Here is a 25902-nt window from a genome sequence, read left to right on the forward strand (position 1 = left end):
AACAAGAAAATGTATTTCAATGTTTTTTCGTAATCAGGAAAAACATTGCTGAAAAACCTGTTTTCCCATACGTTGGGAACCGGCGTGTCGTAGCGCCTTTTCACTCGAGGTCGCCCCCTATGTCGGGTGGCCTGCCTAATGCAACACCCGGCTTTCGAGCCAAGGCGGTGAATGGGGGCACTCATTCCATCGCCCAAGGGAAATAAGCAGGGCGTGCCTATACCTCGTGTGAACACGCTACGACCCGCCCGACGCCAGGGATGACGTTGATGCTTAATATTGCTCGTCGTAGGGCAAAAACACGAGGTCAATCAGTTATGAGAGATTTTTTATTAAAAATATTACCTAAAATAGGTATCCTTCATAATAGAAAGGAACCTGTCTCCCGTTTTCAGTAGGTGATATGGTTCGCGTCTATACCGGCTGGCCCAGAAACTACGATCTTGATTTCGTTGGAGAGATTGAGGATATTAGAACTGATATTGTTCCTGAAGATGAAGGACTTCCTTATCGGGAACAGCATCGGTTTGGGATCAAACTGCCCCATGCTGGAATATATTATTTCAGCGAAGCCGAAATAAAGAAAACACATCACGCCAGACGGAAGTGAATTCCATCACATAAAGTTAAATGTGGTAGGTTGTGTTACGCAATATAACCTACCACATTGCAGAATAATTCAAGAAGCTGAATGTAATTCAGGTTTTTTGTCGTTCTCTTGTTTTTCTGCGTATACCACTCCATAAAACAAGACCTCGCCAGAATACAAACAGGTCCGCCGCCGCCAGACAAGCCCGGACCGGGAGCACCAGACTTGCCTGACCAGTCCCTGCCTGCGCGGGAAAAAATAGCGTTCCGTACCTTCTCGCGCGAGGAATGGGCGCTGGTTAGCATTACCGTCCTGTGGGGTGTTACGTTTCTGGTCGTGCATACGGCCATGCGCTATACGGGGGCGATGTTTTTTGTAGGGCTACGTTTTACCACGGCGGCCCTGCTCTCCATGCTGTTGTTCCGCAGGTTGTTACTGGACCTGACCTTGCGTGAGATACGTGCGGGGGCCTGTGTGGGGGTGGCCATTTTTTTTGGCTATGCCCTGCAAACTGTTGGGCTGGGGAGTATTTCCAGCAGTCAGTCCGCTTTTATTACAGCTATGTATGTGCCTGTGGTGCCGTTTTTGCAGTGGTTTTTCTTCCGCAAACCGCCGCACCTTATGGTCTGGCTTGGGGTGCTGTTTGCTTTTTGTGGTCTGGTGCTGCTGACCGGGCCACAGGCCATAACCCATCTGCGCCTCCAGTTTGGTGAGGTCATTACCCTTGTCAGCACCATTGCCATTGCCATGGAGGTTGTGCTGATCAGCCGCTTTGCTTCCCCCGCCATCAATAGCTTTCGGGTCGCTATTGTGCAGTTGTTTGTGGCTGGGCTTCTGGCTTTTGCGGCCATGCCCGTCATGGGCGAGCATGTGCCAGCCTTTGCGTGGTGGTGGGCTGTGCCCGCTTTGGGTCTTGGGGTCATGAGTGCTGTGATCCAGCTGGTTATGAACTGGGCACAAAAAACGGTCTCGCCCACGCGGGCCACACTCATTTACGCGGGGGAGCCTGTGTGGGCGGGCCTTGTGGGGCATTTGGCAGGGGATGCCCTGCCTTTGCGCGCAGTGCTCGGTGGCGGCATGGTTATTCTGGGCGTGTTAACCAGTGAGGTGCGTTTGCCGCGCAAACGCGTGCGGGAGTGAGCACTTGCTGCCCTGCCTGTTCTGGTAAGGCTGGGGCTGTTTGCAGGTGGCTTTGGGCCAGAGTATGTGGGGGACGGTTATTCGTGTAGGACGTTCAGCGTATAATGCCGTGCAAGGGCTGCTGAATCCTCCCCATCGGCCAGCATGCCCACAAGCTGGAGTTCATCGCAGTACTGGGCAATTTGCTCACGTAGGCCGTGCCCCAGAAGGGGGCGGATGACTGGCTCGTTACGCAACATATTGCGTGCGCTCGCAGCAGGCAGGTCTGCTGCATTATCGGCTATAAGGGTGGCGGCATCATCGCGGTGGGTGTTGACCCATAGGGCGGCATCGCGCAGGGCCAGCACTAGGGCGGTCGCCGCGGTGGGGTCGGCCTCGTGCGCTGTGTCTGCAACACCCAGAATAAGGCTGGTGCGCGCGGCGTAATGCCCCGTATCGCTCCCCACCAGTTCGTACAAAAGGTCGGGGTTGTTCTGGAGCAGGTCCATGCATCGGGGTCGTGGGTCACAACGGCGTCTATTTTCTGGTCATGGAGGGCCTGCTCAATCTGCTGGATAGGCAGGTCAATCCAGTTGATGTGGTTGAGCGCATCCATGCCTTTACGGCGCATCATGATACAGAAGAACAGCTTGTCGGCGGCATTCTGGTCGGGCACGGCAACATTACGGCCCATGAGCTGGTCCAGCCGGGTAATGCCGCTGCTACGCCGGACCAGCAGGCGGCGGCTGCCCGACTGCACGCCCATGATCAGACGTGCAGGCAGGCCAGCATGCAGGCGTTGCAGCCAGGTCAGGGCCGGGGCCAGAGCATAGGCGGTTTTTTGCTGCACCAGAGCTTCCAGTGCATCCTGCCCATTATGAATATCGGGCAGGGGGTCCACGTCCAGATTGTACTGGGCAAAAAAACTCTTCTCCTGAGCAGCCGCGAGCACGGGCGACATCGCTGCTTCGGGCCATGCGATTTTGAGCTTGCGGTACACACCATCGGGCTGCTTGCGGGGCGTACGGGGGCGGGAGTGGTGCGTAAGCACGACCACGCCACCCATGGCGGCGCAACCTCCGGCCCCCCACAGCAGGGCACGGCGGGAGATGGGGGAGGGGGCAGGTGTGCTCATGCCTCTTACTTACACTGTGTTGGCCGGGGTGTCCCCGTTATGTGGGGAGAAAATGAAAAAATCCCAATCACTGTGTCAGGGCGTAAAAGAGGGGTGTTCCGTGTGGCCCGTGTTCTGTCTGATGCGTGTGGACAGGATGATGGATGACTGTGTGCGCTGCACGCCATCCAATGCACCAATGCTGTCTATGATCGTGTTCAGCATTTCCATATTGGGGGCGGCGATAAGGGCGATCATGTCCATTTTTCCGCTCACGGCATAAAGTTCGAGCACGCCGCGTTGCTGCCTGAGCTGGTTTTCTACTGCAGCGTATGTGTGCGGGCTGGCGGCAATCATGACATGCGCACGGATGGAGAGGTCGGCATCGGGGGCGAGTGTTACGGTGTAGCCTGAATAATGCCTCTGCGTTCCAGCCGTTCAATGCGGCTTTGCACGGTGGTACGGGACAGGCCCAGTTTTTTGGACAGGGCAACGGTGCTTATGCGTGCGTTGGTACTTAAAAGCGCCAAAAGGGCACGGTCTGTTTCATCCAGTTTCATAATGCCGACCAACATTGCAATCTGCCGAAATTAAACTGTTTTCAGTGGCAATCTGTCAATTGATTCTGACGCTCAATTCATTTCTAATGAATAACGAAATATCATGATGTGCATATAAGTGATATGTTTATAGTATTTGTTGTTTTATTTTAGAATTTACATATCTGTTTTAGGTATTTCTATATCATGAAGGCCCGCTGTTCAGGCTCGTTTGGTGGTGTGCATCGTGCTGTTTCTGCTAATGGCAGGCATGAGGATGTGATGAAATTTCATGAAACCAGAAAAGATTTAAACCATTTTTTTGCACGCAGCGCTGTTTTTTATGTTTTGGTCAAAAAATGGAATAGTTTCATCTCCAAATTTACAAAAATGACTAAAGACGGAAGCCTCTTGTTGCATGTTAACGTTGCGGAACGAAATCCTGGAGCAAGGGTGTTTAAGACATGATGCAATGGTCTGAGTTCTCACGTTCAGAAAAACTCGATGGAATTAATGTTTCGGAAATCATTCGCATTGGTATTGAGGCGAATAAACTGGTTGCCAACGGGCAGGACATTATTTTCCTCAATGCCGGGGAACCAGACTTTCCAACGCCCGATAATGTAAAAATGGCTGGTATAAAAGCCATTATTGATAACCAGACACGTTACACGGCACTCGATGGCATTCCCGCGTTAAAAGAGGCCATACGGCAGAAATTCCTGCGTGAAAACAATCTGGACTACAAAATATCCGAGATCAGCGTTGGGCCCGGTGCCAAGCAGTTACTGTTCAATGTGTTCATGGCCACCTTGAACCAAGGGGACGAGGTTGTCGTGCCCATGCCATGCTGGACCAGCTATTTTGATATTATCCGGATTGCCGGTGGTGTACCGGTAGCAGTGCAGTGCAGCGTTGAGGAAGGGTTCCGCATGACTGCGGAGCAGCTCCGTGCGGCTATAACCCCCAAAACCCGCTGGTTGCTCCTGAACTCCCCCTCCAACCCTACGGGCACGGTGTATGGCAAGGATCATCTGGAAGCGCTGGGGGATGTTCTGCGGCAGAACCCGCATGTCGGTATCGTGTCTGACGATATTTATGAACATATTACGTATGGTGGCACACCTTTTGTCAGCATGGCGCATGCCTGCCCGGACCTGAAGCCGCGTGTGGTTACGGTCAATGGTGTGTCCAAGGCGTATTCCATGACCGGCTGGCGCATTGGCTATGCCGGGGCCTCGGCCGAGATTGTGGCCGCCATGGCGGTTGTGCAAAGCCAGAGTTCCTCCAACCCCTGCTCAATCAGTCAGGTGGCGGCGGTGGAGGCACTGAACGGCACGCAGGACAATATTGCCGTACGGCGGGATGTGTTCCAGCGCAGGCGTGACCTGAGTGTAGCCGCGCTGAATGATATTCCGGGTATCTCCTGCCGTGCGCCCGAAGGGGCATTTTACGCTTTTGCCGATATTCGTGAGCTGGTTGCCAACCCGGAGGTTATTAAAAAACAGGTCCGGAATGACAAGGAACTTTGCCATTACTTCCTGCACACGTGTGGGGTGGCGGTTGTGCCGGGCTCCTGCTTTGGGGGGAGGGGTTCATCCGGCTCTCCTATGCAACATCGGACAAGGCTTTGGTGCTGCATTCGATCGTATGAAAAACGGTGTGCTGCGCCTTATTGGTCATCAGGAATAGGATAAAAGTCATGTATGGTACTGCAAAAGGCGGATATTCCCTGTACGGTGTGCCCTTGGGTGTGCTGATGCTTGAGGCCAAATTCCCCCGTATTGAAGGATATGGGCAATGCAACAACATGGCCGTTCCCGGTCCAGCTCTGTATTGTGGATGGGGTTACCCCGGAACATATTGTTATGGGTAATCCGCTGGATTATCTGGACCAGTTTATCCGCGAAGGCCAGCGGCTGATCCGGCTTGGGGTTTCCGCCATTACCACCAACTGTGGTTTTCTGGCGCTGTTGCAGCCCCAGTTGGCGGCAGCACTCAAGGTGCCTGTTCTGGCCTCCTCCCTTGTTCAGATCCCGCTTGTGCAGACAACTCTGCCACCGGGCAAACGCGTGGGTATTGTTACTGTGTGCGCCAGCACCTTACGGCGGCACATTTGAGCGCCGTTGGCGCACCAGTCGATACGCCCATTGCCGGAACCGAGAATGGTGAAGAGTTTTTCCGTATTCTTATCCGTGCGGAAAGTGATTCAATGGACGTGGACAAGGCCGAGCAGGATGTGGTGAATGCCGCGCTGCAACTGGTCAAGGACAACCCCGATGTGGGTGCCATTGTGCTTGAATGCACCAATATGCCCCCGTACGCCGCAGCCGTGGCGCAGGCAACCGGGCTGCCCGTTTACGATATTTATACGGCTGTAAGCTGGTTTATGTCGGGCCTGCGGCCACGCCGCTTTCTGGCACAGCACGGCTGATCAAAAGTCTGGGGGAGATCACAATGGAACTGGGACTTTCTGGCCGTCACGCACTGGTCTGTGGTGCAAGCCGTGGCATGGGGCGCGCCATTGCGCAGCTTTTGGCAAAGGAAGATGTTGATCTGACCCTTGTGGCGCGTGACGCGACCAAGCTGGAGGAGACGGTCCATCTGATCGGCAACAGGCCGGGGCGGACGGTAAACTGTGTTGCTGCGGACATTACATCCGAACAGGGCAGGCAACATATTTTTGAAGCCTGCCCTGAGCCCGATATCCTCATCAACAACGGTGCAGGCATGCCACCGGGCGATTTTCGGGAATGGAGGCGGGAGGACTGGATCAGGGGGATCGATACCATGATGCTTGCCCCCATAGAGATGATCCGCTTGGCCATAGATGGTATGATTGCCCGCAGGTTTGGCCGTATTGTCAATCTGGCATCCCGTAGTGTGAAAAGCCCACAGGCAGAAATGGGACTTTCCAATGCATCGCGCTCTGGTCTGGTTGCGTTCTCGTCCGGCCTGTCGCGACAGGTGATTGCGCATAATGTGACAATTAACAATGTCCTGCCTGGTATTATCGATTCCGAGGCCCAGTACGCACATGTGCAGGATCTGGCAAAACGTACGGGTCGTAGCTATGCGGATATCTGGAACGAACGGGCCGCCCGTACGCCCGCTGCACGCTATGGCCTGCCTGTTGAGGTGGCGACTGCTGTTGGTTTTTTCTGTTCACAGGCAAGTGGCTTTGTCACTGGGCAGAGCCTGCTGGTGGATGGCGGGGACTACAGCGGAATTTTTTAGGAACTTAAATCAGCGGTATTCCAAAAAGTAATGGCCAAGAGATTTTTTTTCGTGTTTCATTACGAAAACGGAATAGAATAACCCGCTGGTGTATGCTCCTATGAGACGAAATGAGATGGAAACGCAGGTTTCATCATTCTATCAAATAGTAAGGGAAATAAGCCATGACAAAACCCTGGCGTGGAGACAAACCCCAGATTTGTGTAGCCCATGCACATTATGACCTGAAAGGTGAGCTGGCCCGGCGGGGCTCTCCCTATCCCTGCACGCAGGTGACCTCGCTTGATGCGCTGGAGAAAGTAGCACACGATGCGGAAGTGCTGGTTGTTTCCATGCTTTGGAAAGATCGCATTCTGGATTGGACACCCAACCTCAAACTTGTGCAGTCCGTCAGCGCGGGTGTTGACCACTATGGGCAGGACCTGTTCCGTGAGCGTGGCATTCATCTGTGTAGTGCACAGGGTGTGAATGCCAACGCGGTTTCGGACCATGCCATGGGCCTGCTCCTTAACCTGTCCCGCCGGTTGTATGAGGCGCGTGACGACCAGAAAAAATCCTACTGGCGGCCGACAAGCACCAAGGCGGACGAACGCCTGCATGAGCTGAGCAGCAAAACGGTCCTGATTGTGGGTTTTGGTGGCATTGGCGCGCGTGTTGCATCTCTATGCCGTGCATTTGGCATGAATGTTATTGCGATGCGTCGTTCCGTTCCCGAAACATCTCCTGAAGGTGTACGGATTATTGGCCAGAAGGATTTTCTGTCCACCCTGCCGCTGGCCGATGTGGTGATCCTGACCTGCCCGCTGACGCCAGAAACATTCGCTTATGGGGGTGGATGCGTTTGCGGCCATGCGCCCCGATGCAGTCCTGATTAACGTGGCGCGCGGTAAGGTGGTGGATGAGGCCGCCATGATTGATGTGTTGCAGTCTGGCAAACTTGCAGCCGCAGCGCTGGATACATTTGTGGAAGAGCCACTGCCCGCATCCTCCCCGCTGTGGGGGATGGAAAATGTGGTGGTCACGCCGCATGCTGCTGGTGAAACGCAGTTTTACGAGCGCAATGTTGTGGACATTCTCCTGCACAACATTCAGGCCATGGAAACAGGTGGCACGTTGAAAAACCAGATAGTTTAAAACCGGATATACGAACCGGATTGTTCTCTGGCCGGGGTGTCATGGCTGTATCCGATACCCCGGCAAATATGATCTAGTCGCTGAAAGAGAGGTTGCTGTGACAACTCGTCGAGCCTTTGCATCTGTTTTTTCGATGGCAGGAGTGGCGGCTGTTGCTGCTGCTGTTCCAGGTTTGAACACGACACAAGCCGCAGCAGCGGAAGGCGGAACGCTGGAGCGTATCAGAGCCTCGGGCAAGCTGCGTACGGCGGCTGTTCCGGGGGCTGAGCCTTTCTTTCATAAGGATATTATGACCGGAGGCTGGAGTGGCGCCTGTGTGGAAATGGCCGCAAATATGGCCGAGACCCTACAGGTCAAACTTGAGGTGACAGAGGCGGAGTGGGGCGCGTCCGTCATGGATTTGCAGACGGGCAAGATCGACATCATGTTTGCCCTTAGTCCCACGCCTGCCCGTGCTTTGCAGATCGCTTTCAGTGATATTGCAATCAACAACTCCTTTACTGCAATCGTCAAAAAAGGTCTGGTTGCCAAAACATGGGACGATATCAACAAGCCTGATGTGCGCGTGGCGTTTGATACCGGGTCTTCGCACGATATTTTCGTGCGCAGGCGTCTGCCACACTGCACGCCGGTTGCGGTTCAGTCCCCAACTGATGCCATTATGGCCCTGCAAACAGGCCGGGCAGACTGCGTGGTGCAGGTGGTGGTGATTGCATCTGTCATGCATGCACGCAATCCGAACATTGGAGACCTTGTTCTGCCCACCCCCATTGCGCACCAGCCAACGTGTATTGGGGTGCCTGCAACAGCGGATTCACGCTTCCTGACATTTGTGAACAACTGGCTGCTTTATTCGCGCTCCGAAAGCATTGTGCAGGAGTGGATGTACAAAGCGTTGCAGGAAAACCATGTGGATATTGCCAGCCTGCCCGCAGGTCTCACGTTTTAATAGGGGGCATATCCATGAACTATCATTGGGACTTCGGGGACGTTCTGCACTACTGGCCCCTGTTTGAAACGGGTCTGGGTTATACGCTGGGGTTTACGCTTATCAGCGCCGTTATCGGCATGGTCACAGGGGCTTTGCTGACGCTTTTACGCCGGAGCGGGTGGAAAATACTGTCCGTGCCTGCTGTGGCATTTGTTGAGGTCTTCCGGTGTACCCCAGCACTTGTCCAGCTGGTCTGGTGCTACTATGCGTTGCCTGTGGTGCTGGATATTACGCTCTCCCCCATGATGGCGGCCCTGCTTGCCCTGTCGTGTTATGGCGCGGCATTTTACAGCGAAATTTTTCGGGCCGGGCTGGATACAGTGGATATAGGGCAGTGGGATGCAGCCTATGCGCTAGGCATGCGCCCGTTTACCGCCCTGCGCCGTGTTATTGGTCCACAGGCCTTTAAAATCATGATTGCACCACTGGTCAGCCAGTTTGTGCTCCAGCTTAAAAACACCTCGCTTGTTTCCGTCGTGACGGTGCCAGACCTGGTCTATCAGGGGCAGATGGTGGCATCTGCCACGTATAAGCCTTTGGAAGTCTATACAACAATCGCCATCATCTATTTTGCGATCCTGTTCCCGATCACACAGGTAGCCCGTATTCTGGAGCGCCGTTATCATGTCTAAAGAAGTGATGATTGACGTTGTTAATCTGGAAAAATCATTTGGAAAACACAAGGTTCTGGAGGACATCTCCTTTTCTGTTCCCAAAGGTAAGGTCATTGCACTGATCGGGCCGAGTGGCTCGGGCAAATCGACCCTGCTGCGCTGCATCAACCTGCTGGAAATGCCAGATGCCGGTGCCATTACAATCAATGGCAAAACAATGGACTTTGGCATTCTCTCACTGCGTTACCGCACCACGGAGCTGGCGGCTTTCCGGGCTGAGACAGGCATGGTGTTCCAGTCGTTCAATCTGTTCCCGAACATGACCGTGCTGGAAAATGTTATGGCTGGTCAGCGATTTGTAAAAGGTATTTCCAAAGACGAGGCAGAGCTTATTGCACGCCCGCTTCTGGCGCAGGTGGGTATGGAGGGTTTTGCCGCCAGCATGCCGCAGCGTCTCTCCGGTGGGCAGAAGCAGCGCGTTGCCATTGCCCGTGCTCTGGCCACGAATCCCAAGGTCATGCTGTTTGATGAGGCGACATCCGCCCTTGATCCGCAACGTGTGGCAGAAATTCTGGCGATCATGCGGGAGCTGGCGCAGGCTGGCATGACGCAGGTTGTTGTTACCCATGAGATGTCCTACGCGCGGGACGTGGCGGATATTGTCATGTTCATGGCCGATGGGCGCGTGGTTGAGTCAGGTCCGGCCCGGCAGGTCATAGAAGACCCGCAGGAAGAACGGACCAGAGATTTTCTAAAACACTTTCACGCAGGGTGTTCGTGATATGGATAAACCAAATACAGAGTGCGCCGCCACACATGTTGTTGTGGTCGGCGGCGGTATCGTGGGCGTTACAACCGCGCTTGAACTGCGCTTGCGTGGGCATGATGTAACATTGCTGTCCATGGACCAGCCCGGTTCGCAGGAAGCGGCAAGTTATGGCAACGCGGGCTGGCTTAACCCCGGTTCAGTGGTTCCGCTGTCCATGCCCGGGATGTGGAAAAAAATTCCCGGCTATCTGCTCGCGGCTAATGGGCCACTTAAACTCCGTCCTTCTGCGCTGTTGCAGTCGTGGCAGTGGCTTTTGGGGTTTGTAGCCTGTGGCGCCACGCAAAAGCGTGTGCGGCGTATTGCGCGTGCGCTGCGCCCGTTTTGGCAGATTCCGCCGCACGGCACAGTGCGCTGGCCGAAGCCGCTGGTGTGCCTGAACTGATTGAGAAAAAAGGCCTGCTGGTCGTTTATCCCAATAAAGCTGCGTATGAGGCAGATGCACTGGCATGGAGCCTCAGGCGCGAGAACAATGTTGTCTGGAAAACAATGGAGCGCCCGGAACTGGTGGCGCTATGTCCTGAACTGGGTGAGCGTTACCAGTATGGAGCCTTTATTGTTGATGGCGCGCATTGCCGCAGTCCGGGCGGTTATGTGGCCGCACTGGCCCAGTACGCAGAAAACAAAGGCGTGCGCTACATTTCCGGCTGTGCGGAAAAATTCCTGATTGATGGCGGAAAAATCTCCGGTGTTGTCTATAATGGCAACAAGATTGCATGTGACCATCTGGTTATTGCCGGGGGTATGGGCTCGGTGGAGCTTGCATCCCAGATCGGGGACAGGCTGCCTTTGGTCAGCGAGCGGGGTTACCACGTAGAAGTGCCCGGTGCCGAAGGTGGGGTGTCAATTCCGGTTATGATGTCCGATCTCAAATTCGGGATTACACCCATGACTGGTGGGTTGCGGGCAGCCGGGCAGGTAGAGTTTGCCCTCAAGGGCGCTGCACCGGACTGGCGGCGGGCGCGCATTTTGCTGGATTGCCTGCGTGAGGGCCTGCCACGCCTGAAAATTGGCGGTTTTTCCACAACCAACCACTGGATGGGCAACCGTCCATCCACGCCAGACTGCCTGCCGGTTATTGGGCCGTCTCCTAAAGTCAAAGGGGTTTATTATGCCACCGGGCATGGGCATCTGGGGTTGGTGAGTGCACCGCTTACGGCTGAATTTATTGCGCGTCTGATCGCCGGGGATGTGGTGCCCGAAGTGGCTCCCTACACGGTGGAGCGTTTTTGTCGTGGCGGCAAAGAATAGGCAGTTCCATGACCACACAGTTGGCGGCCCCGGTTCAGTCGGCTCAAAAGGGAGCATTGAGCGCGATTTTTCTTGCAGTGTTTCTCGCTGTGCTGGATTACGCGGTCGCCAATATTGCGCTGCCAACAATTGGTCAGGATCTTCATACGTCTGCATCTGTTTCCATCTGGGTGGTCAATGCTTACCAGTTGGTCAACTGCATGCTGCTGTTGCCGCTGGCGACCTTTGCTGAGCGGGTTGGGGCCAAGTCTGTCTGTATTGGCGGGCTGCTTGTTCTGGTTGTGGGTTCGGTCATTTGTAGTCTTGCAAACCAGTTGTGGGTTCTGGCTCTGGCCCGCGGCATACAGGGGGCGGGTGGGGCTGCTATTATGGCGGTCAACACAGCGCTGGTGCGCATGGTGTGCCCCCCCGCTAGGCTTGGGCACAGTCTGGCACTGAACGCGCTGATTACGTCTTTGGCGGTGGCGGTTGGCCCGTCTGTTGCGGGGGGATTCTTTACCTCACCAGTTCATGGCGCTGGCTGTTTTTGTTTAACCTGCCTGTGGGGCTGCTGGCCGCATTTGTCAGTCTTGTGTATTTGCCCCGCACCCCGGGAGCTAAACGCAGGATTGATAAATCCTCTGTTATACTCAACATGTTAACGTTCAGCCTGACGCTGGTCGGATGTGACTTTCTGGCCCGTGGTGAATGGGTTTTTGGTGGCAGTTTTCTGCTAGGTTTGGGAATTGTCTGCGGTCTGGGCCTGTTTTTGCGCCAGAAAGGGCAGGCTGCTCCTTTGCTGCCTTTGGACCTTCTGGCCCGGCGGGATTTTTCCATTGGGGTAACGGCCTGTTTTTTAGGTTATACGGCTGCAAATTTCTTTATGATTTCTATGCCATTTTCCTTAACAGAACTTTTTGGTCGCTCCCCGGTCATGACGGGTATGTTGCTTACACCATGGCCTGGTTCCATGGTTATGGTGGGGCCGCTGGTGGCTTATCTGGCCAACAAAATTCCCGCACAGGTTCTCTCGGCCATAGGGCTTGTTATTGCAGGTTGTGGCTTTCTACTGGTGCGCCTGACACCGCTTGATGCCAGCAACTTGGACATTATGTGGCGCTTTGCGGTAGCCGGTGTGGGGTTTGCTTTTTTTGTCTCGCCCAACAACCGCCTTACTCTTGTTGCCAGCCCCCATGAGCGTAGCAGCAGCGCAAGTGGCATGATCTCCCTTGCCAGAATTATGGGGCAAACGTGTGGTGCAACCTGTGTCGCCCTGATTTTGGCGCATGTTATGCAGTTTCCGGTTCTGCTTTGTCTGGACTGTGCGGTTGCGGTTGCATGGGGGGGCGCACTGCTCTGCTCAAGCCGTCTTCTCTACAGGAGGTTCTGATGCTTATACCCCGCCGTCTGATTCCTTCCATTCCTGAACTCCTGGCGTTCGAGGCTGTGGCCCGGCACCAGAACTTCAGTGCCGCTGCGGAAGAACTCTGTCTGACGCAGGGGGCCATTAGTAAACAGATACGGAATATGGAGCTTACACTCGGGGTTTCGCTTTTTGATCGCAGGCGTAAAAGACTGGTCATGACCAGACAGGCCAAGTCCATACTGCCCTCCATTGTGTCTATTCTGGAGCAGATTGCAGGTGCGGCGTACCGGATTATTTCCTCAGGGAATGGAGAAAATACTCTTAGTCTGCATATATTTTCCACGTTTTCATCCCGCTGGCTTATTCCGCGTCTGCCACGGTTTATTGAAAAAAACCCGGATGTAAGGATCAGCCTGACGACGGTTTTTCAACCGTTCAGTTTTGAAAATTCGGACTGTGATATTGCCATACACTACGGTGCGGCAGTTTGGCCCGATGGTCAGCTTTTTCATATTTTTGATGAAACAATAGTGCCTGTTTGCAGTCCGGCTTACCGTGAGCGCATGCAGCTTCAAGCGGCAAAGGATGTGGCGCGGGCCAATCTTATCCAGCTTACAACACGCCCGGCCTTGTGGGAGTTCTGGTTTGCCGAGGTGGGGGTGGATGTGGAGTCCCCTTTCCATGGCAATGTGTTTGACCAGTTCAATGCAACAATAGAAGCGGCTGTTGCCGGGCTGGGGGTGGCACTTGTGCCAAGCATTTTTGTAGAGCGGGAACTGGCGGAAGGGGAGTTGTGCATTGTTACGGAAGAAAAAATCCGCTCCCGTGGGGCGTACTACGTCGTCACGCCAACAGAAAAGGCACATGACCCAATGATTACCCGTTTCATACGCTGGATCTGTGCCGAGAGCGCATCCTACAATGAGACGGATATGGCCGAAGGCAACGCAGTCAAGTTTAACGGATATGAAGGACTTGGAAATTGAGTGATATAACTTACATTGATACAAACCATCGTCGTTCGCGCGCTGTGGTGGCTGGGGGAACAGTTTATGTTGCCGGGCATACGGCACAGGACCGCACCAAGGATGCGGCCGGGCAGGCAAAAGATATTCTTGCTGCCATAGAGGCGTTGCTGGAGCAGGCGGGAAGCGGCAAAGACCGGCTGCTGAATGTGACAATTATGCTCGCATGTATGGATGATTTTAATGCGGTTAACGAAGTGTATGACAAATGGATTGTTGAAGGAAAAGCCCCAGCGCGTTGCTGTAGCGAAGTAAAACTGGCTTTTCCCGATATACTGGTTGAAGTGACTGCCATTGCGCAACTAAGATAGTTGCCACGTTACCAGAGAAGCCCATAAGCACCCGCTTATGGGCTTTTTTTGTAGCTAAATGCTCTGAAAAAGAATGGTTGGATGAATTTATTTTCGGATTTTTTCGTGGAATGTCTCAAGTCGAACAATATATAACGATATCGAAACGATGTGTACGAATAGAGCTTCCAACGGGCCGTTAGTGTCACTCAGCACCATTTCGCTATCTGATCGATGAGAGACCGTCGTCACTGTTGATCGCCAGACCGTATTCATCCTGTGCAAATTTGTCGGGAGGCAGGAAAACTTATGGCCCAGAATTGGATCAGGACAGTACGGATTTTCTCTGCAACTACAATGCTCCTTGGCAGTAGTTCCGTAGTATCCGGCCGTATTGCAAGCGCTGAGGAACTGCATAAGCAGATGGGGGCGGCAAAAGAAAGCCGCGCGACAATCAAGGCGGTAAAAAGAAAAACTTCGCACGCATCCCTGCAAGGGAGCGCGGAAGAGGTTTCGGTGCAGGCGCTGCACAGGGTTAATTCCGCACTGTCGGAAAGAACTCAGGTTCACAGCACGACGTCCGTGCAGGTTGTCTCGTCCGAGCAGCTCAAGCAGACCGGGCAGAGCAACGTCATGGCGGCCCTTGAGCAGCTTAGCCCATCGCTCAGCTCGCCATCCTTTAGTGGGTTGGGCACCAACGGCTTTGTGCGCACCATGCAGTTGCGCAACCTCTCAGCGGATGAAACCCTTATTCTGGTAAACGGCAAGCGCCGCCACCTGAGTGCCAACTTCAACTCGAACGACGGACCAAACGCAGGCACGGAACCGTCCGATATTGCTCTTATCCCTATTAGTGCAATTGACCATGTGGAAGTCATTACCGATGGTGCCAGTGCACTGTACGGGCAGGAGGCCATTGCCGGTGCGGTCAATATTGTGCTCAAGCGCAATAGCCATGGTGGTGAATTCAATATCCAGAACATGGGTTACTACGCTGGGGACGGGCAGGGCGTGGACGGCTCGGCTGACTATGGTCTGGAACTTGGCAAGCGCGGTGGGTTTATGAACCTTGCCGGTCAGATTACCCACACCCAGCCGACCAACCGGTCCGGTATTTACCAAAAAGCGGGTGACCCTCAGTCCGGTCAGGACCTGAACCGCATGATGGGTGCCGGCAGCCAGCTTGTTGCCACGATGTCCGCCAACGCAGAAATGCCGGTAACGGATACGATCAAGGCTTATCTGCTGGCAACTTATGCGCACCGTAACAACGTGACGCCGCAGTCTGTCCGCACGGCTGCGAACGTGAACAATATCTTGCAATATTACCCCAACGGCTTCCAGCCGCAGATGGGCCTGCAGGAAGATGACTTCCAGATCAACGGCGGCTTCCGTGGCACGGCGTTCAAGGACTGGATGTGGGACACATACGTTACCTATGGGCGTGACGAGCAGGAATACTCCACCCTTGATTCGGTCAACGCAACATATGGGATGAACAGCCAGACAAAGTTTTATGATGGTACAAATATTTCCACCCAGTTTGTGGCGGGTGGTAAAATGTCTCGTAACTTCAATGTCGGGTTCCTGCCCAAGCCGGTTAATCTGATGTTTGGGGGGGAGTACCGCCACGATACATTCCAGCTTATGGCGGGTGACCTCCAGTCCTGGTCAGATGGTGGGTTGAAGACTGGTGCCACGCCGGGGGCTTCCGGCCATCCCGGTGCGCAGCCAGCCGCTGCTAGCGATACATCTCGTGATATTTTCGATGGTTTTGTTAATACCGAGTTTTATGTAACTCCCAAGTGGGAGTGGACGCTGGGTGGCCACGCGGTCAATTACTCCGATATGGGTAAAACGGCAGCAACCGGCACAATTGGAACACGCTATAACTTTAACAAGCGTTGGGCGATCCGCGCTAACGTGGGCACAGGCTACCGTGCGCCAACCCTTGGGCAGGAAAACTATTACATCGTCACCACCTTCCCCGGGTATTCCACGGCACAGCTCCCCGCCAATGGCGCGGCCGCAAAGGCTCTGGGTGCTACAGGGCTTAAAGGGGAAACAACAAAGAACTACAGCGTAGGGTTTGACGCCAAACCGCTTGACCACTGGAATGTTAACGCCAATCTGTATTGCATCCAGATCAATAACAGAATGGCCAACTCCACCCAGTTTACAGAATACAATGGATCGCCCATTGCCAGTATTCTGAGCCAGTACAATATGACAAACGTGACCTATGCCCATTATTACGGCAACCCGGTCAATACCGTGACATATGGTGGGGACATTACAACGGACTATACGCTGGATGTGGGGCGTATGGGGCAGCTGAAGTTCAACCTTGGGATCAATTTCTCGGATACAGAAATTTCCAAGATGAAAGTCAGTACAGCAATGTTTAACGCATATGCGCAGAATCTTCTGCTGCATTCCGCACCCAAAAACCGCGAGATGGTGGGGGTGCGCTGGAGCTGGAAAAAACTGTCCATCTTTGTGCAAGAAGAGCGTTATGGTTCTGTGACCTACATTGCAACGCCTAGCTTGGGCGGGAATGACTGGCTGAACGTGAAGCCGGGTTACATTACGGACCTGGAAGTGGGGTATCAGGTTCTGGACCGTCTGCATCTGGCTGTCGGGGCGAACAACCTGTTCAACTACTATCCTAACCAGTTGCGGCGCTCTCTGTCCGTCTCGACCTCCAGCGGTGCATATAAATATCCGACCAACTCACCTTACGGGTTTATGGGTGGTTACTACTACGTCAAGGCGTCCATGACTTTCTGAGTGGTATAAAGTCTGGAAGAACAGAAACTTAGGAAATAAATAACGATGCTGGCCCACTGTTATGCGACAGTGGGCCAGTTTTTTTTGTGCTGTTTGCATGGGCGATAAAGATTACTATTTTGTAATATAAAAAGGGTCTTGCACCCCAAAAGGGTTCCCGTTATACACCCACACAGCAGCACGGCGTTGCGTTTTCCCCTTGAGGGAGCGGACAATAAAGTGCGGCAGAGTGGTAAAATTGCTGTTCCCGAATAGCTCAGTTGGTAGAGCAAGCGACTGTTAATCGCTGGGTCGTAGGTTCGAGTCCTACTTCGGGAGCCACCACCTTTCCCCCAAAAAATCTCTTAAATTATATTCCAAAGCGCATCCGATTTATGTGTTTTGTAATGTGCGCGTATGGGTGAGCGGTTTTGTGCCGGGCGTGATGTATTTCCCATTATTGGCCACCCAACCTGCAATCTTCCGCTTTGCTGTGTGGTAATCGCTGTCACTCTTGCATGTTTTGGCGAGCGTGTGAGGGAATGCGTGTTTATGTCAGGTGTTTTTCAGATGCTACCCCCGCTGCGTGGCACGGCAATGGGGGTAATTTGGCCTGGCTTCAGGTCTCAGGGCAGGGCTGCAATGCCGGTTAATTCCACTTTCCACGATGGGTCTGCCAGTCTGGCTTCCACCGTTGCACGGGCCGGTTTGTTGTTGCGGTCGAGCCATGCATCCCATGCCCGGTTCATGGCGGCCATGTCATTCATATCCGCTAAAAAAATCTGCACCGAAATCAGGCGGCTCTTGTCTGTTCCGGCTTTGGCCAGCAGGGCATCGACCTGTTGCAAAATGTTGGCCATCTGCCCTTGGGCGTCCAGACTGGCGTCATCGGCAATCTGGCCTGCCAGATACACCAGTCCGTTGTGAATAACAGCTCCGGTCAGCCGCTCTTCGGGTTCAAGGCGCGTGATGCTCATGGTTATCTCCGTTGTGGAAAAAATCGGGGGCGTGGGGTTAGGCGTGGTGGAGAGGCATGTTGTCAATCAGGCGGATGTCACCAAGGCTTGCGGCAACAAACAGGCGTGCATCTGGCTGGGGGGTGGATGTCTGCTCCAGTGTGTCCCCAGTGCGCAGTTCAAGGTAATGCACATTAAACCCAGAAGCAGTCAGGCGGTCGCGGCAGGTTTGCAGGCTGTCAGTAACGGGGCTGCCGGCTTGAATGTCTGCAATGCAGGCGAGCAGTGCTGCGGGCAGGTGGGTGGCCTGTTTGCGCTGTGCGGCACTCAGCCGCCGGTTGCGGGAGGAAAGGGCAAGGCCATCTGCCTCGCGCACGGTGGGGACGGGAACAATGCTTACGGGCAGGTCAAGGTCACACACCAGGCGGCGGATCAGGCAGAGCTGCTGGTAGTCTTTTTCACCAAAGGCTGCGACATCGGCGCCCGTCTGGAGCAGGAGCTTGCTGACAACTGTTGCAACGCCATCAAAATGGCCGGGTCGTTCTGCCCCGCATAGCATCGCATCCGGACCGGCAACCGTAATGCGTGTTGCAAAACCCGGCGGGTACATTTCTGTCTCATCTGGGGCGTAGAGCACGTCAACCTTGCCGGTGCCTTCCAGCACGGCGGCATCGGCCTCCAGCCCGCGTGGATAGTGCTCAAAATCAGCCAGATTGTTGAACTGGATGGGATTGACAAATACGCTCACAATCCGCCGCGTGGCTTTGCCATCCAGCGCGTTGACAAGGGCCAGATGGCCGTTGTGGAGCGAGCCCATGGTGGGCACAACGCCAATACGCTGGCCCTCTGTGCGCCACTGGGCGCGCTGTGTGGCCAGCTCTGATCTGGATCTGATAATCCGCATGAAATATCCTGAATAACAGATGAAACATCGGGGCGATAAAACCCCCGAACAGGGTAGATCCCCCACTTTAGTGCCGATTGGCGTGCGGTTCCAGCCGCAGGGCGGGTGTGACTGCCCCACCACATGCATGGGGCATGCCGCACCCTGATGGTTAAAGTGCGTACAGGACGGTGAAGAGAGGGCATGCCTGTGCTATGGAGGCACATGTCCTACGCTGATTTTGTTCATCTTCGTGTGCACTCTGCCTACTCGCTGAGCCAAGGGGCAATCCGGGTGCCGGAAATTGCGTCTCTGGCGCAGGAAATGCGGATGCCTGCTGTGGCCATAGCAGATTCGGGTAATCTGTTCGGGGCCTTGGAGTTCTCGCAGTACTGCACAAAAAGTGGCATTCAGCCCATTATTGGCGGCCAGATCGGTCTGCCCGCCCGTAACGACAAACCCGGCGCTCCTTCCGAGCCTGTTGTGCTGCTGGCGCAGAATGCGACGGGGCTGGCCAACCTTCAGTTCCTCTCCTCCGAGGGGTTCAAGACATCCGATCCATCAGACCCGTTTGTCAGTCTGGATGTGTTGTGTGAGCGGGCTGAAGGGCTGATCCTGCTGACCGGGGGCACGCGCGGTCCGCTGTTCCAGATGCTGGCGGAAGGCAGAAGGATGAGGCCACGCGCTGGCTCGCCCGCCTGCACGAGGCATTTGATGACAGGCTGGTGGTGGAACTGCACCGCCACGGACTGGCTGTGGAAAAAGCGGTGGAGCCGGGTGTGCTGGGCCTTGCCAGCCAATTTGGCCTGCCCCTTGTTGCAACCAATGAATGTTTTTTCCCCAAGCCGGAAATGTACGAGGCGCATGACGCGCTGGTGTGCATTGCGCAGGGCCGCACGATGGCGGAGAAGGACCGCTTTCGCGTAACGCCCGAGCACTGGTTCAAACCCCCGCAGATGATGCGTACGCTGTTCGCGGACCTGCCGGATGCGTGTGACAATACGCTCGAAATTGCCCGCCGCTGCGCCATCAAGGTGGAAACGCGCAAACCCCTGCTCCCCGTCTGCCCCAAGGTAAGAGAAGGGGCTACGGAGGACGAGACCCTGCGCGCCATGGCGTGGGAGGGGCTGGAGCGGCGCATGACCACCATGACGCTGGATGAAGACCTGCAAACCCGCTACCGCGAGCGGCTGACGTTTGAGCTGGATATTATCTCCAAAATGGGGTTCCCCGGTTACTTCATGATCGTGGCGGACTTTATCCAGTGGGCCAAGGCGCATGACATTCCCGTAGGGCCGGGGCGTGGGTCGGGGGCCGGGTCGCTGGCCGCATGGGCGCTGACCATTACCGATATTGACCCCATCCCTTTTAACCTGCTGTTCGAACGCTTCCTCAACCCCGAACGCGTGTCCATGCCTGACTTTGATATCGACTTTTGTCAGGACCGACGGGACGAGGTCATTGCCTATGTGCGGCGCGAATACGGGGCCGACCGCGTAGCCCAGATCATTACCTTTGGTAAGTTGCAGGCACGCGCGGCGGTGCGTGATGTCGGGCGTGTGCTGGGGCTGCCTTATGGCATGGTCAACCGTGTGGCCGAGCTTATTCCCAACAACCCCGCCAAGCCGGTGACCCTGAAGGAAGCCATAGCGGGCGAGCCCAAATTACAGGAAATGCGTGATAACGACGAGGCATTGCGCAGATTGCTGGAAATTGCCCAGCAGCTTGAAGGGCTTTTCCGCCACGCCAGTACCCACGCCGCAGGCGTGGTGATCGGGGACCGCCCGCTGGTGGAACTGGTGCCGCTCTACCGAGACCCCAAGAGCGATACGCTGGTCACGCAGTACAATATGAAGTTTGTTGAGCAGGCGGGGCTGGTCAAGTTCGACTTTCTGGGCCTGACAACCCTGACCATTCTCAAGCGCGGTGTGGATTTTATTCACAAAATGGGCAAGGAGGTGGATCTGGCCTCCATCCCCCTGAATGACGCCGCTACATACGACATGCTCAGCCGGGGGGATACGGCAGGCGTGTTCCAGTTTGAAGGCGCTGGCATGCGTGACGTGCTCAAGCAGATGCGCCCCACCCGGCTGGAGGACCTGATTGCCGCCGTGGCCCTGTATCGCCCCGGTCCCATGGCCAACATTCCCGACTACTGCCGCCGCAAACACGGAGAGGCATGGGAACCCCCGCATGAGGAAATCCGCGATATTCTTGAAGAGACCTACGGCATTATGGTCTATCAGGAACAGGTCATGCAGATTGCCCAGAAGATGGCAGGGTACAGTCTGGGCGGGGCCGACCTGCTGCGCCGCGCCATGGGTAAAAAAATCCGTGCGGAAATGGACCACCAGCGCGAGATTTTTACCAAAGGGGCAACCGGGCGCGGCATAGACCACGACAAGGCGGTGGAGGTGTTCGACCTCATGGCCAAGTTTGCGGACTATGGTTTTAACAAATCTCACGCAGCAGCCTACGCTTTTGTCTCCTACCAGACAGCGTGGATGAAGGCCAACCACCCTGTGGCCTTCCTTGCGGCCTGTATGTCGCTTGCACGGGAACGGACGGAAAAACTGGCAGCGCTGCGGCAGGAGGCCGAGCGCATGGGCATTGCCGTGCTGCCGCCAGATATTAACCGCTCGGAAGCCGATTTTGCGGTGGAGGTTATGCCAGACGGGCAACACGCGATCCGCTACGCGCTGGCCGCAGTTAAAAAAGTTGGTTTTGGCGCCATGGAGGTGCTGGTCGCAACCCGTGGTGACAAACCTTTTACCGATCTGGCCGACTTTGCCACACGCATTGACCCCAAACACATCAACCGCATGCAGATGGAAAATCTGGCCAAGGCGGGTGCATTTGAATGTCTGGATAAAAACCGCGCGCGTGTCTTTCATTCTGCCGATGCCATTCTACGCCGTGCCCACAGTCAGGCGCAGGAGGCGGCCTCTGGCCAGATTGGCCTGTTTGGCGGTGGGGGAGAGAAGGAGCCACTGCGTCTGGCCGATGGTCCGGACTGGCCAGAGTTTGAAAAACTGGCGATGGAGGCAGATGCTATCGGCTTCCACATGACGGCACATCCGTTGGATGCTTATGGCCCCGTCCTGCGCAGGCTGGGGGTTGTCAAATCCTCCCAGTTGCTGGCAGCGGCGGAGGCCGGGGTCGGGCGGGTTAAAATTGCGGGGTGCGTTGTGGACCGCAAGGAGCGACCGACCCGCACAGGCAACAAAATGGCATGGGTGCGCCTGTCCGATGCGACCGGCGGGTGTGAGGTGACCGTGTTTTCCGAAGTGCTGGGCCGTGTGCGGGAGAGTCTGGTGGCGGGGAATGCCGTGCTGGTTACTGCCGAACTCAAGCTGGAGGGCGAGGCCATGCGCATAACCGCGTCCGACATTGTGGAACTGGAGCAGGCCGCGGCACAGGGCCAGAGCGAGATGCGGATATGGCTGGAAAAAGAGGAAGCTCTGCCCGCCCTGCAAATGGTTCTGGGCGAACAAAGGGGTGGTGCTGGCCGTATTGTGCTGGTCCCCGGTGTGGCGGAAAGCTGCGATGTGGAAATCCGGCTGCGTGGGGGCTACAAGGTTACTCCGCTGCTAGGGCAGAAACTGCGTACGCTGGAAGGCATTTCCCGCGTGGAGCAGGTGTAACCCGTGGCATGGGTGCGCGCATTGGCGTGGCGGACGCCAGATGTGGTTCTGGCTCAGTGGGGGCGTGCGCCGTGGTGCGCTTTTCTGGATAGTTCGGGGGCGCTGGATGCACGTGCACGCTGGCACATATTCTGCCACAATCCAAGGCACACCCTGCGGGTTTTTGCCGATAGGGTAGAGTTTGACGGGGCCGTTATGGCCTTTTCCGGCCCGGAGCATATTCTTGCACTCCTGCGCAAAACAGCGCGGAACTACCCCCAGCAGCCTCCGCAGCCTGATGTGCCGTTTTGCGGGGGATGGGTTGGCTTTGCCAGCTATGCATTCGGTATGGCCCAGCAGGGAGTAACCTCCCGCCATGGCAGTGGGGACGAGCCCCTGTTTGCCGCTGCTTTTTATGACCATGCCTATGTGTGGGACCGTCAGAACCAGCGTGTGTTTGTCGCCGGTTTTACGCAGGACGGGCAGCCCGCGCAGGCGCAGAGGCAGGCACTGGCTGCGTGGGCTGCTCTGCCCGAGCAGGTCGCACCTGCTGCTGTGGTGCCACTGGAGCCGTTGCAGGCCAGCTTGTCCGAGGCCGCATATTGTCAGGCCGTGCGGGTGGCTCAGGAGTATATTGCGCAAGGCGATATTTTTCAGGCTAATATGACCTGCCAGCATACCACGCCCCTGCCAGACGGGGTCTGTGCGGCGGAATTATACCGCAGGGTGCGGCAGGTCGCGCCTGCACCGTTTGGGGCTTATCTGTCCTGCGGGGGAGGTTTTGCCCTTCTGTCATGCTCGCCTGAGCGGTTTTTGCAGGTGGACCCGGCGGGGCAGATTGCCACACGCCCCATAAAAGGCACCGCCCCGCGTGGCCGCACGGAGGTAGAGGACCAGCATCTGGCGCACAACCTCGCCCGGGATGACAAGGAACGGGCCGAAAACCTGATGATCGTGGACCTGATGCGCCATGACATAGGGCGCGTTGCCCGCATTGGCAGTGTGCATGTGCCCGAACTCTGGGGGGTGGAGCGGTTTGCGCATGTGCACCACCTTGTCTCGGAGGTCAGGGGGCAATTACGGCATGGGTGCGATGTGTTTGACCTGCTGGGGGTCACCCTGCCGCCCGGTTCGGTAACAGGTGCGCCCAAACACAGGGCCATGGAAATTATTGACGAACTGGAGACCACCCCCCGTGGGGCGTATTGTGGCACTGTTTTTTATCTGGGTCTGGATGGGCGGATGGATAGCTCGGTGATTATCCGCAGTTTTGTGGCCCATGCGGGGCAACTGCGCATTGGCACGGGGGGCGGCATTACCATTTTGTCCGACCCACACAGGGAATATGCGGAAATGCAGCTAAAACTTGCACCCTTTGCCGCATTTGTGGAGGGGGCATGAGCTTTGTCTGGCTCAATGGCGTGCTGTGTGCGCCGGATGTGGCGCGCATAAGCCCGGCGGACCGGGGTTTTACTCTGGGTGATGGCCTGTTTGAGACCATGCGTGCAGTGGGTGGGCAGGTGCTGCACCTGTCCCGGCACATGGCGCGGCTGGCAGCCGGAGGGGAGGTGCTGGGTCTTGGTGTGCCTGATCCGGCGGTGGTGCAGCATGCCGCGACCGAACTGCTGGCCGCCTGCGGGCTGGATAATGCGGTACTACGGCTGAGTGTGGCGCGGGGGGAGGGGCCGCGGGGGTTGCTGCCCCCGGCCCATGCAACGCCTACGGTCTTGCTGACGGCCACAGCCGGTGTGTTTTCGCTCGGTCATGTCCGTGTTGTTATTAGCAGGTTGATTCGGCGGGATGAGGCATCGCCCCTGTCCACCCTCAAAAGCCTGAATTATCTGCCCGGTATTCTGGCCCGGCAGGAGGCCGAGCGGCGGGGTGCGCAGGATGCTCTTTTGCTCAACACGCATGGGCGGGTGACGGAAAGTACAATCAGCAATCTGCTGGTTGCAACCGATGCAGGCGTGCTCACCCCCCCGGTGAGCGAGGGTGCACTGGCGGGTATTGCCCGCCAGATTCTGCTGGAACGCCACCTTGTGCGCGAGGCCCCGCTCAGCCCGACCGACCTGCTTGGCGCGCGCGGCGTATGGCTGGTCAACTCCCTTTCCCTACGCATTGTGCGCGCCTTGGACGGGCAGGAGTTGTGTGAGGATGGTGCATGGACAACCCGGTTGGAGCACGCCCTGCTCCACGCCACATAACCCGTGCAGTTTTAAGTCCTGTTCGTCCGGTGGGCAGGCATGCGACGATAAGGGCTTGTGCTGACCGGCTGGAATGCTCAATCGTGCGCCGGTCCTTTTCAGGCCGGAATAATATGCATCGGAACAGCCGGTCTGTGGTATTCTGATGAGGTGACACCATGCAACAGGCAACAACAGCCACGGAGCAACCAGCGGACCGGGCCAATGCCCCCCGCTATGATCTGCGACAGATCGATGTTGATCCCAATTTCTGGTACCCTGTGGCGTGGTCCAGCAAAGTGCGGCCGGGCAAGGCGTTTGCCGCCCGGTTTGCAGGCCACCCCATTGCGCTGATTCGCCCCGAATACGGCCCCGTTTACGCGCTGGAGGACCGTTGCGCCCACCGTCAGGTGCCCTTGAGCAAAGGCGTTGTGGATGACAAGGGGTGCATAAAGTGCTGCTACCATGGCTGGGCGTTTGATCAGCAGGGCAAATGCGTAACCGTACCCTACCTGAACAAGGAGGGCGTTGGCCGCCCGGTTAAGGCATATCCCTGCCGCGAAAAAAGCGGGCTGATTTTTATCTTCCCCGGTGACCCCGATCTGGCCGACAAGGTGCCGGTGCCTGATATTGCACAGGTGGGTAACCCAGAGTTCAAGACCCGCCAGTTCAGCCCACGCCTGAAGTGCCACTACACTTTCATGCATGAAAACCTGATGGACATGAACCACCAGTTCCTGCACCGCCGCCAGATGGGCTCCATCACCGCCCGTTTTCTGGGGCAGGACAAGGGCGACAATTTTATGGAGGCCCGCTACAGCTTTGCCCGCAAGGGTGGCAACCAGCCGCTGGCCGAAGCCCTGATTTTTGGCAAACATCATGATGATGGTCGCGAACAGCCGGTGGAGGAGGTTGTCTCCATCCGCACCACATATCCGTACCAGACTCTCCAGATCCACGATAAGGACGGGGACCTGATCATGGACCTGTGGGCCTGCTACCTGCCGTTGGGGGAAACCCAGCAGGTTACTCAGGCGTTTGGTCTGCTCTCGGTCAAAAAGCCCAAATGGACTTTTCTGCTCGATCTTGCATGGCCGGTGCTGGGCCTGTTCACGCATCGCATCTTTGAAGAAGACCGCGAAATCGTGGAAATGGAACAGAACGCATGGCGCGAGTTGGGGGGGGACCACAACATAGAGGTGTTCCCCGTGGTCAAAAGCCTGCGTGACCTGCTGGCCCGTAGTGGCGTGCCCAACCGCCACGCCCAACCGCTCGAACAGGGCTGATTACGTTTTTTGGCCTTGCCCGCTTGGTCAAACGCCATATAGAGCCGCCCCGGCGCAGGTCGGGGTATAACACACGCGAGGCCAAACACCTCTGGTGCCCGGTCCCAAGGCCGGGTGGTGTCTCGCGG

At 56.0% G+C, this 25902-nt stretch carries 26 protein-coding genes, 1 tRNA gene and 2 pseudogenes; 23 read left to right on the forward strand and 6 right to left on the reverse strand.

Annotation, left to right across the window (positions count from 1 at the left end):
• The first annotated feature begins 403 nt into the window (after positions 1–403).
• Both JCM25146_RS21960 and JCM25146_RS06485 read left to right on the forward strand, forming a co-directional pair.
• Positions 404–610 (forward strand): hypothetical protein, encoded by a 207-nt coding sequence (locus tag JCM25146_RS21960; RefSeq protein WP_048854327.1) that lies wholly within the window; start codon positions 404–406, stop codon positions 608–610.
• A gap of 204 nt (positions 611–814) precedes the next feature.
• Positions 815–1729, forward strand: a complete 915-nt coding sequence (locus JCM25146_RS06485; protein ID WP_025826724.1) for a DMT family transporter — start codon at positions 815–817, stop codon at positions 1727–1729.
• Between the two features lie 77 nt (positions 1730–1806).
• Here JCM25146_RS06485 and JCM25146_RS23565 read toward each other — a convergent pair whose 3' ends face one another.
• From JCM25146_RS23565 to JCM25146_RS23575, 4 genes are all read right to left on the reverse strand, one after another.
• Complete coding sequence (locus JCM25146_RS23565) at positions 1807–2076, reverse strand: substrate-binding domain-containing protein (RefSeq protein ID WP_242400968.1); 270 nt, start codon at positions 2074–2076, stop codon at positions 1807–1809.
• Positions 2076–2843, reverse strand: coding sequence for an ABC transporter substrate-binding protein (locus JCM25146_RS17770; protein ID WP_242400969.1), 768 nt, complete (start codon positions 2841–2843; stop codon positions 2076–2078). The genes JCM25146_RS23565 and JCM25146_RS17770 overlap by 1 nt, the downstream gene beginning before the upstream one ends.
• A 75-nt stretch (positions 2844–2918) precedes the next feature.
• Positions 2919–3179, reverse strand: a complete 261-nt coding sequence (locus JCM25146_RS23570; RefSeq protein WP_242400970.1) for an Lrp/AsnC ligand binding domain-containing protein — start codon at positions 3177–3179, stop codon at positions 2919–2921.
• Positions 3180–3220: 41 nt separating this feature from the next.
• Complete coding sequence (locus JCM25146_RS23575; RefSeq protein ID WP_242400971.1) at positions 3221–3397, reverse strand: Lrp/AsnC family transcriptional regulator; 177 nt, start codon at positions 3395–3397, stop codon at positions 3221–3223.
• 171 nt (positions 3398–3568) lie between these two features.
• Here JCM25146_RS23575 and JCM25146_RS06500 point away from each other — a divergent pair, with 171 nt between their 5' ends.
• The 17 genes and pseudogenes from JCM25146_RS06500 to JCM25146_RS06565 all read left to right on the forward strand — a co-directional run bounded on the left by JCM25146_RS06500 (position 3569) and on the right by JCM25146_RS06565 (position 17185).
• On the forward strand, positions 3569–3829 hold the full coding sequence (locus tag JCM25146_RS06500) for a hypothetical protein (RefSeq protein WP_148298994.1): 261 nt from the start codon (positions 3569–3571) through the stop codon (positions 3827–3829).
• Positions 3826–5058, forward strand: a complete 1233-nt coding sequence (locus JCM25146_RS17780; RefSeq protein ID WP_242400972.1) for a pyridoxal phosphate-dependent aminotransferase — start codon at positions 3826–3828, stop codon at positions 5056–5058. Before JCM25146_RS06500 ends, JCM25146_RS17780 begins: the two co-directional genes overlap by 4 nt.
• A 96-nt stretch (positions 5059–5154) precedes the next feature.
• On the forward strand, positions 5155–5481 hold the full coding sequence (locus JCM25146_RS23580) for an aspartate/glutamate racemase family protein (protein ID WP_242400973.1): 327 nt from the start codon (positions 5155–5157) through the stop codon (positions 5479–5481).
• A complete protein-coding gene (locus JCM25146_RS23585) occupies positions 5478–5795 on the forward strand; it encodes an aspartate/glutamate racemase family protein (RefSeq protein WP_242400974.1) in 318 nt (105 codons plus the stop codon). The genes JCM25146_RS23580 and JCM25146_RS23585 overlap by 4 nt, the downstream gene beginning before the upstream one ends.
• 23 nt (positions 5796–5818) lie before the next feature.
• A complete protein-coding gene (locus JCM25146_RS06515) occupies positions 5819–6598 on the forward strand; it encodes an SDR family NAD(P)-dependent oxidoreductase (RefSeq protein ID WP_025826727.1) in 780 nt (259 codons plus the stop codon).
• 332 nt (positions 6599–6930) lie between these two features.
• Positions 6931–7732: pseudogene (locus JCM25146_RS17790) on the forward strand (D-2-hydroxyacid dehydrogenase).
• 97 nt (positions 7733–7829) lie between these two features.
• Positions 7830–8681: a transporter substrate-binding domain-containing protein gene (locus JCM25146_RS06525; protein ID WP_025826729.1), complete on the forward strand. Its 852-nt coding sequence runs from the start codon at positions 7830–7832 to the stop codon at positions 8679–8681.
• A gap of 14 nt (positions 8682–8695) precedes the next feature.
• Positions 8696–9355: an amino acid ABC transporter permease gene (locus JCM25146_RS06530; protein WP_025826732.1), complete on the forward strand. Its 660-nt coding sequence runs from the start codon at positions 8696–8698 to the stop codon at positions 9353–9355.
• Positions 9348–10118 (forward strand): amino acid ABC transporter ATP-binding protein, encoded by a 771-nt coding sequence (locus tag JCM25146_RS06535; RefSeq protein WP_025826734.1) that lies wholly within the window; start codon positions 9348–9350, stop codon positions 10116–10118. Before JCM25146_RS06530 ends, JCM25146_RS06535 begins: the two co-directional genes overlap by 8 nt.
• A gap of 1 nt (position 10119) precedes the next feature.
• Entirely contained in the window at positions 10120–10548 is a 429-nt protein-coding gene (locus JCM25146_RS24490; RefSeq protein WP_051544085.1) for an FAD-dependent oxidoreductase, read from the forward strand.
• Positions 10488–11414, forward strand: coding sequence for an NAD(P)/FAD-dependent oxidoreductase (locus JCM25146_RS20690; protein WP_159101967.1), 927 nt, complete (start codon positions 10488–10490; stop codon positions 11412–11414). Before JCM25146_RS24490 ends, JCM25146_RS20690 begins: the two co-directional genes overlap by 61 nt.
• Positions 11415–11422: 8 nt before the next feature.
• Entirely contained in the window at positions 11423–12055 is a 633-nt protein-coding gene (locus JCM25146_RS24495) for an MFS transporter (RefSeq protein ID WP_051544089.1), read from the forward strand.
• Complete coding sequence (locus JCM25146_RS24500; RefSeq protein ID WP_277909558.1) at positions 11956–12783, forward strand: MFS transporter; 828 nt, start codon at positions 11956–11958, stop codon at positions 12781–12783. Before JCM25146_RS24495 ends, JCM25146_RS24500 begins: the two co-directional genes overlap by 100 nt.
• A complete protein-coding gene (locus JCM25146_RS06550) occupies positions 12783–13745 on the forward strand; it encodes a LysR substrate-binding domain-containing protein (RefSeq protein ID WP_025826736.1) in 963 nt (320 codons plus the stop codon). The genes JCM25146_RS24500 and JCM25146_RS06550 overlap by 1 nt, the downstream gene beginning before the upstream one ends.
• Entirely contained in the window at positions 13742–14095 is a 354-nt protein-coding gene (locus tag JCM25146_RS06555) for a RidA family protein (RefSeq protein WP_025826738.1), read from the forward strand. Before JCM25146_RS06550 ends, JCM25146_RS06555 begins: the two co-directional genes overlap by 4 nt.
• A gap of 288 nt (positions 14096–14383) precedes the next feature.
• Entirely contained in the window at positions 14384–16864 is a 2481-nt protein-coding gene (locus JCM25146_RS06560; RefSeq protein WP_242400975.1) for a TonB-dependent receptor plug domain-containing protein, read from the forward strand.
• Between the two features lie 245 nt (positions 16865–17109).
• Positions 17110–17185: transfer RNA gene (locus tag JCM25146_RS06565), tRNA-Asn, on the forward strand.
• 284 nt (positions 17186–17469) lie between these two features.
• Here the strand turns inward: JCM25146_RS06565 and JCM25146_RS06570 are convergent.
• Both JCM25146_RS06570 and panC read right to left on the reverse strand, forming a co-directional pair.
• Positions 17470–17820, reverse strand: a complete 351-nt coding sequence (locus JCM25146_RS06570; protein ID WP_025826743.1) for a RidA family protein — start codon at positions 17818–17820, stop codon at positions 17470–17472.
• A gap of 37 nt (positions 17821–17857) precedes the next feature.
• Entirely contained in the window at positions 17858–18703 is an 846-nt protein-coding gene (gene panC, locus JCM25146_RS06575) for a pantoate--beta-alanine ligase (protein WP_025826744.1), read from the reverse strand.
• Positions 18704–18907: 204 nt separating this feature from the next.
• On the opposite strand from panC, the pseudogene dnaE reads away from it, so the two are divergent.
• The 4 genes and pseudogenes from dnaE to JCM25146_RS06595 all read left to right on the forward strand — a co-directional run bounded on the left by dnaE (position 18908) and on the right by JCM25146_RS06595 (position 25774).
• Positions 18908–22326 (forward strand): annotated as a pseudogene (gene dnaE, locus JCM25146_RS17805) (DNA polymerase III subunit alpha).
• Positions 22327–22329: 3 nt separating this feature from the next.
• Positions 22330–23706: an anthranilate synthase component I family protein gene (locus JCM25146_RS06585; RefSeq protein ID WP_025826747.1), complete on the forward strand. Its 1377-nt coding sequence runs from the start codon at positions 22330–22332 to the stop codon at positions 23704–23706.
• A complete protein-coding gene (locus tag JCM25146_RS06590; RefSeq protein WP_025826750.1) occupies positions 23703–24509 on the forward strand; it encodes an aminotransferase class IV in 807 nt (268 codons plus the stop codon). Before JCM25146_RS06585 ends, JCM25146_RS06590 begins: the two co-directional genes overlap by 4 nt.
• 158 nt (positions 24510–24667) lie before the next feature.
• Positions 24668–25774: a Rieske 2Fe-2S domain-containing protein gene (locus tag JCM25146_RS06595; RefSeq protein WP_025826752.1), complete on the forward strand. Its 1107-nt coding sequence runs from the start codon at positions 24668–24670 to the stop codon at positions 25772–25774.
• Positions 25775–25902: the final 128 nt, after the last annotated feature.

It is taken from the genome of Acetobacter okinawensis JCM 25146 (assembly GCF_000613865.1).
In the GTDB taxonomy this organism is placed as follows: domain Bacteria; phylum Pseudomonadota; class Alphaproteobacteria; order Acetobacterales; family Acetobacteraceae; genus Acetobacter; species Acetobacter okinawensis.

Coding starts and splice junctions, on each gene's coding strand:
- JCM25146_RS17770 (WP_242400969.1), bottom strand. CDS start 2,843: ATGAGCACACCTGCCCCCTCCCCCATCTCCCGCCGTGCCCTGCTGTGG.
- JCM25146_RS06500 (WP_148298994.1), top strand. CDS start 3,569: ATGAAGGCCCGCTGTTCAGGCTCGTTTGGTGGTGTGCATCGTGCTGTT.
- JCM25146_RS06595 (WP_025826752.1), top strand. CDS start 24,668: ATGCAACAGGCAACAACAGCCACGGAGCAACCAGCGGACCGGGCCAAT.
- JCM25146_RS17780 (WP_242400972.1), top strand. CDS start 3,826: ATGATGCAATGGTCTGAGTTCTCACGTTCAGAAAAACTCGATGGAATT.
- JCM25146_RS24495 (WP_051544089.1), top strand. CDS start 11,423: ATGACCACACAGTTGGCGGCCCCGGTTCAGTCGGCTCAAAAGGGAGCA.
- JCM25146_RS24490 (WP_051544085.1), top strand. CDS start 10,120: ATGGATAAACCAAATACAGAGTGCGCCGCCACACATGTTGTTGTGGTC.
- JCM25146_RS06560 (WP_242400975.1), top strand. CDS start 14,384: ATGGCCCAGAATTGGATCAGGACAGTACGGATTTTCTCTGCAACTACA.
- JCM25146_RS23575 (WP_242400971.1), bottom strand. CDS start 3,397: ATGTTGGTCGGCATTATGAAACTGGATGAAACAGACCGTGCCCTTTTG.
- panC (WP_025826744.1), bottom strand. CDS start 18,703: ATGCGGATTATCAGATCCAGATCAGAGCTGGCCACACAGCGCGCCCAG.
- JCM25146_RS23570 (WP_242400970.1), bottom strand. CDS start 3,179: ATGATTGCCGCCAGCCCGCACACATACGCTGCAGTAGAAAACCAGCTC.
- JCM25146_RS06550 (WP_025826736.1), top strand. CDS start 12,783: ATGCTTATACCCCGCCGTCTGATTCCTTCCATTCCTGAACTCCTGGCG.
- JCM25146_RS06570 (WP_025826743.1), bottom strand. CDS start 17,820: ATGAGCATCACGCGCCTTGAACCCGAAGAGCGGCTGACCGGAGCTGTT.
- JCM25146_RS21960 (WP_048854327.1), top strand. CDS start 404: ATGGTTCGCGTCTATACCGGCTGGCCCAGAAACTACGATCTTGATTTC.
- JCM25146_RS23580 (WP_242400973.1), top strand. CDS start 5,155: ATGGGCAATGCAACAACATGGCCGTTCCCGGTCCAGCTCTGTATTGTG.
- JCM25146_RS06535 (WP_025826734.1), top strand. CDS start 9,348: ATGTCTAAAGAAGTGATGATTGACGTTGTTAATCTGGAAAAATCATTT.
- JCM25146_RS06590 (WP_025826750.1), top strand. CDS start 23,703: ATGAGCTTTGTCTGGCTCAATGGCGTGCTGTGTGCGCCGGATGTGGCG.
- JCM25146_RS06515 (WP_025826727.1), top strand. CDS start 5,819: ATGGAACTGGGACTTTCTGGCCGTCACGCACTGGTCTGTGGTGCAAGC.
- JCM25146_RS06530 (WP_025826732.1), top strand. CDS start 8,696: ATGAACTATCATTGGGACTTCGGGGACGTTCTGCACTACTGGCCCCTG.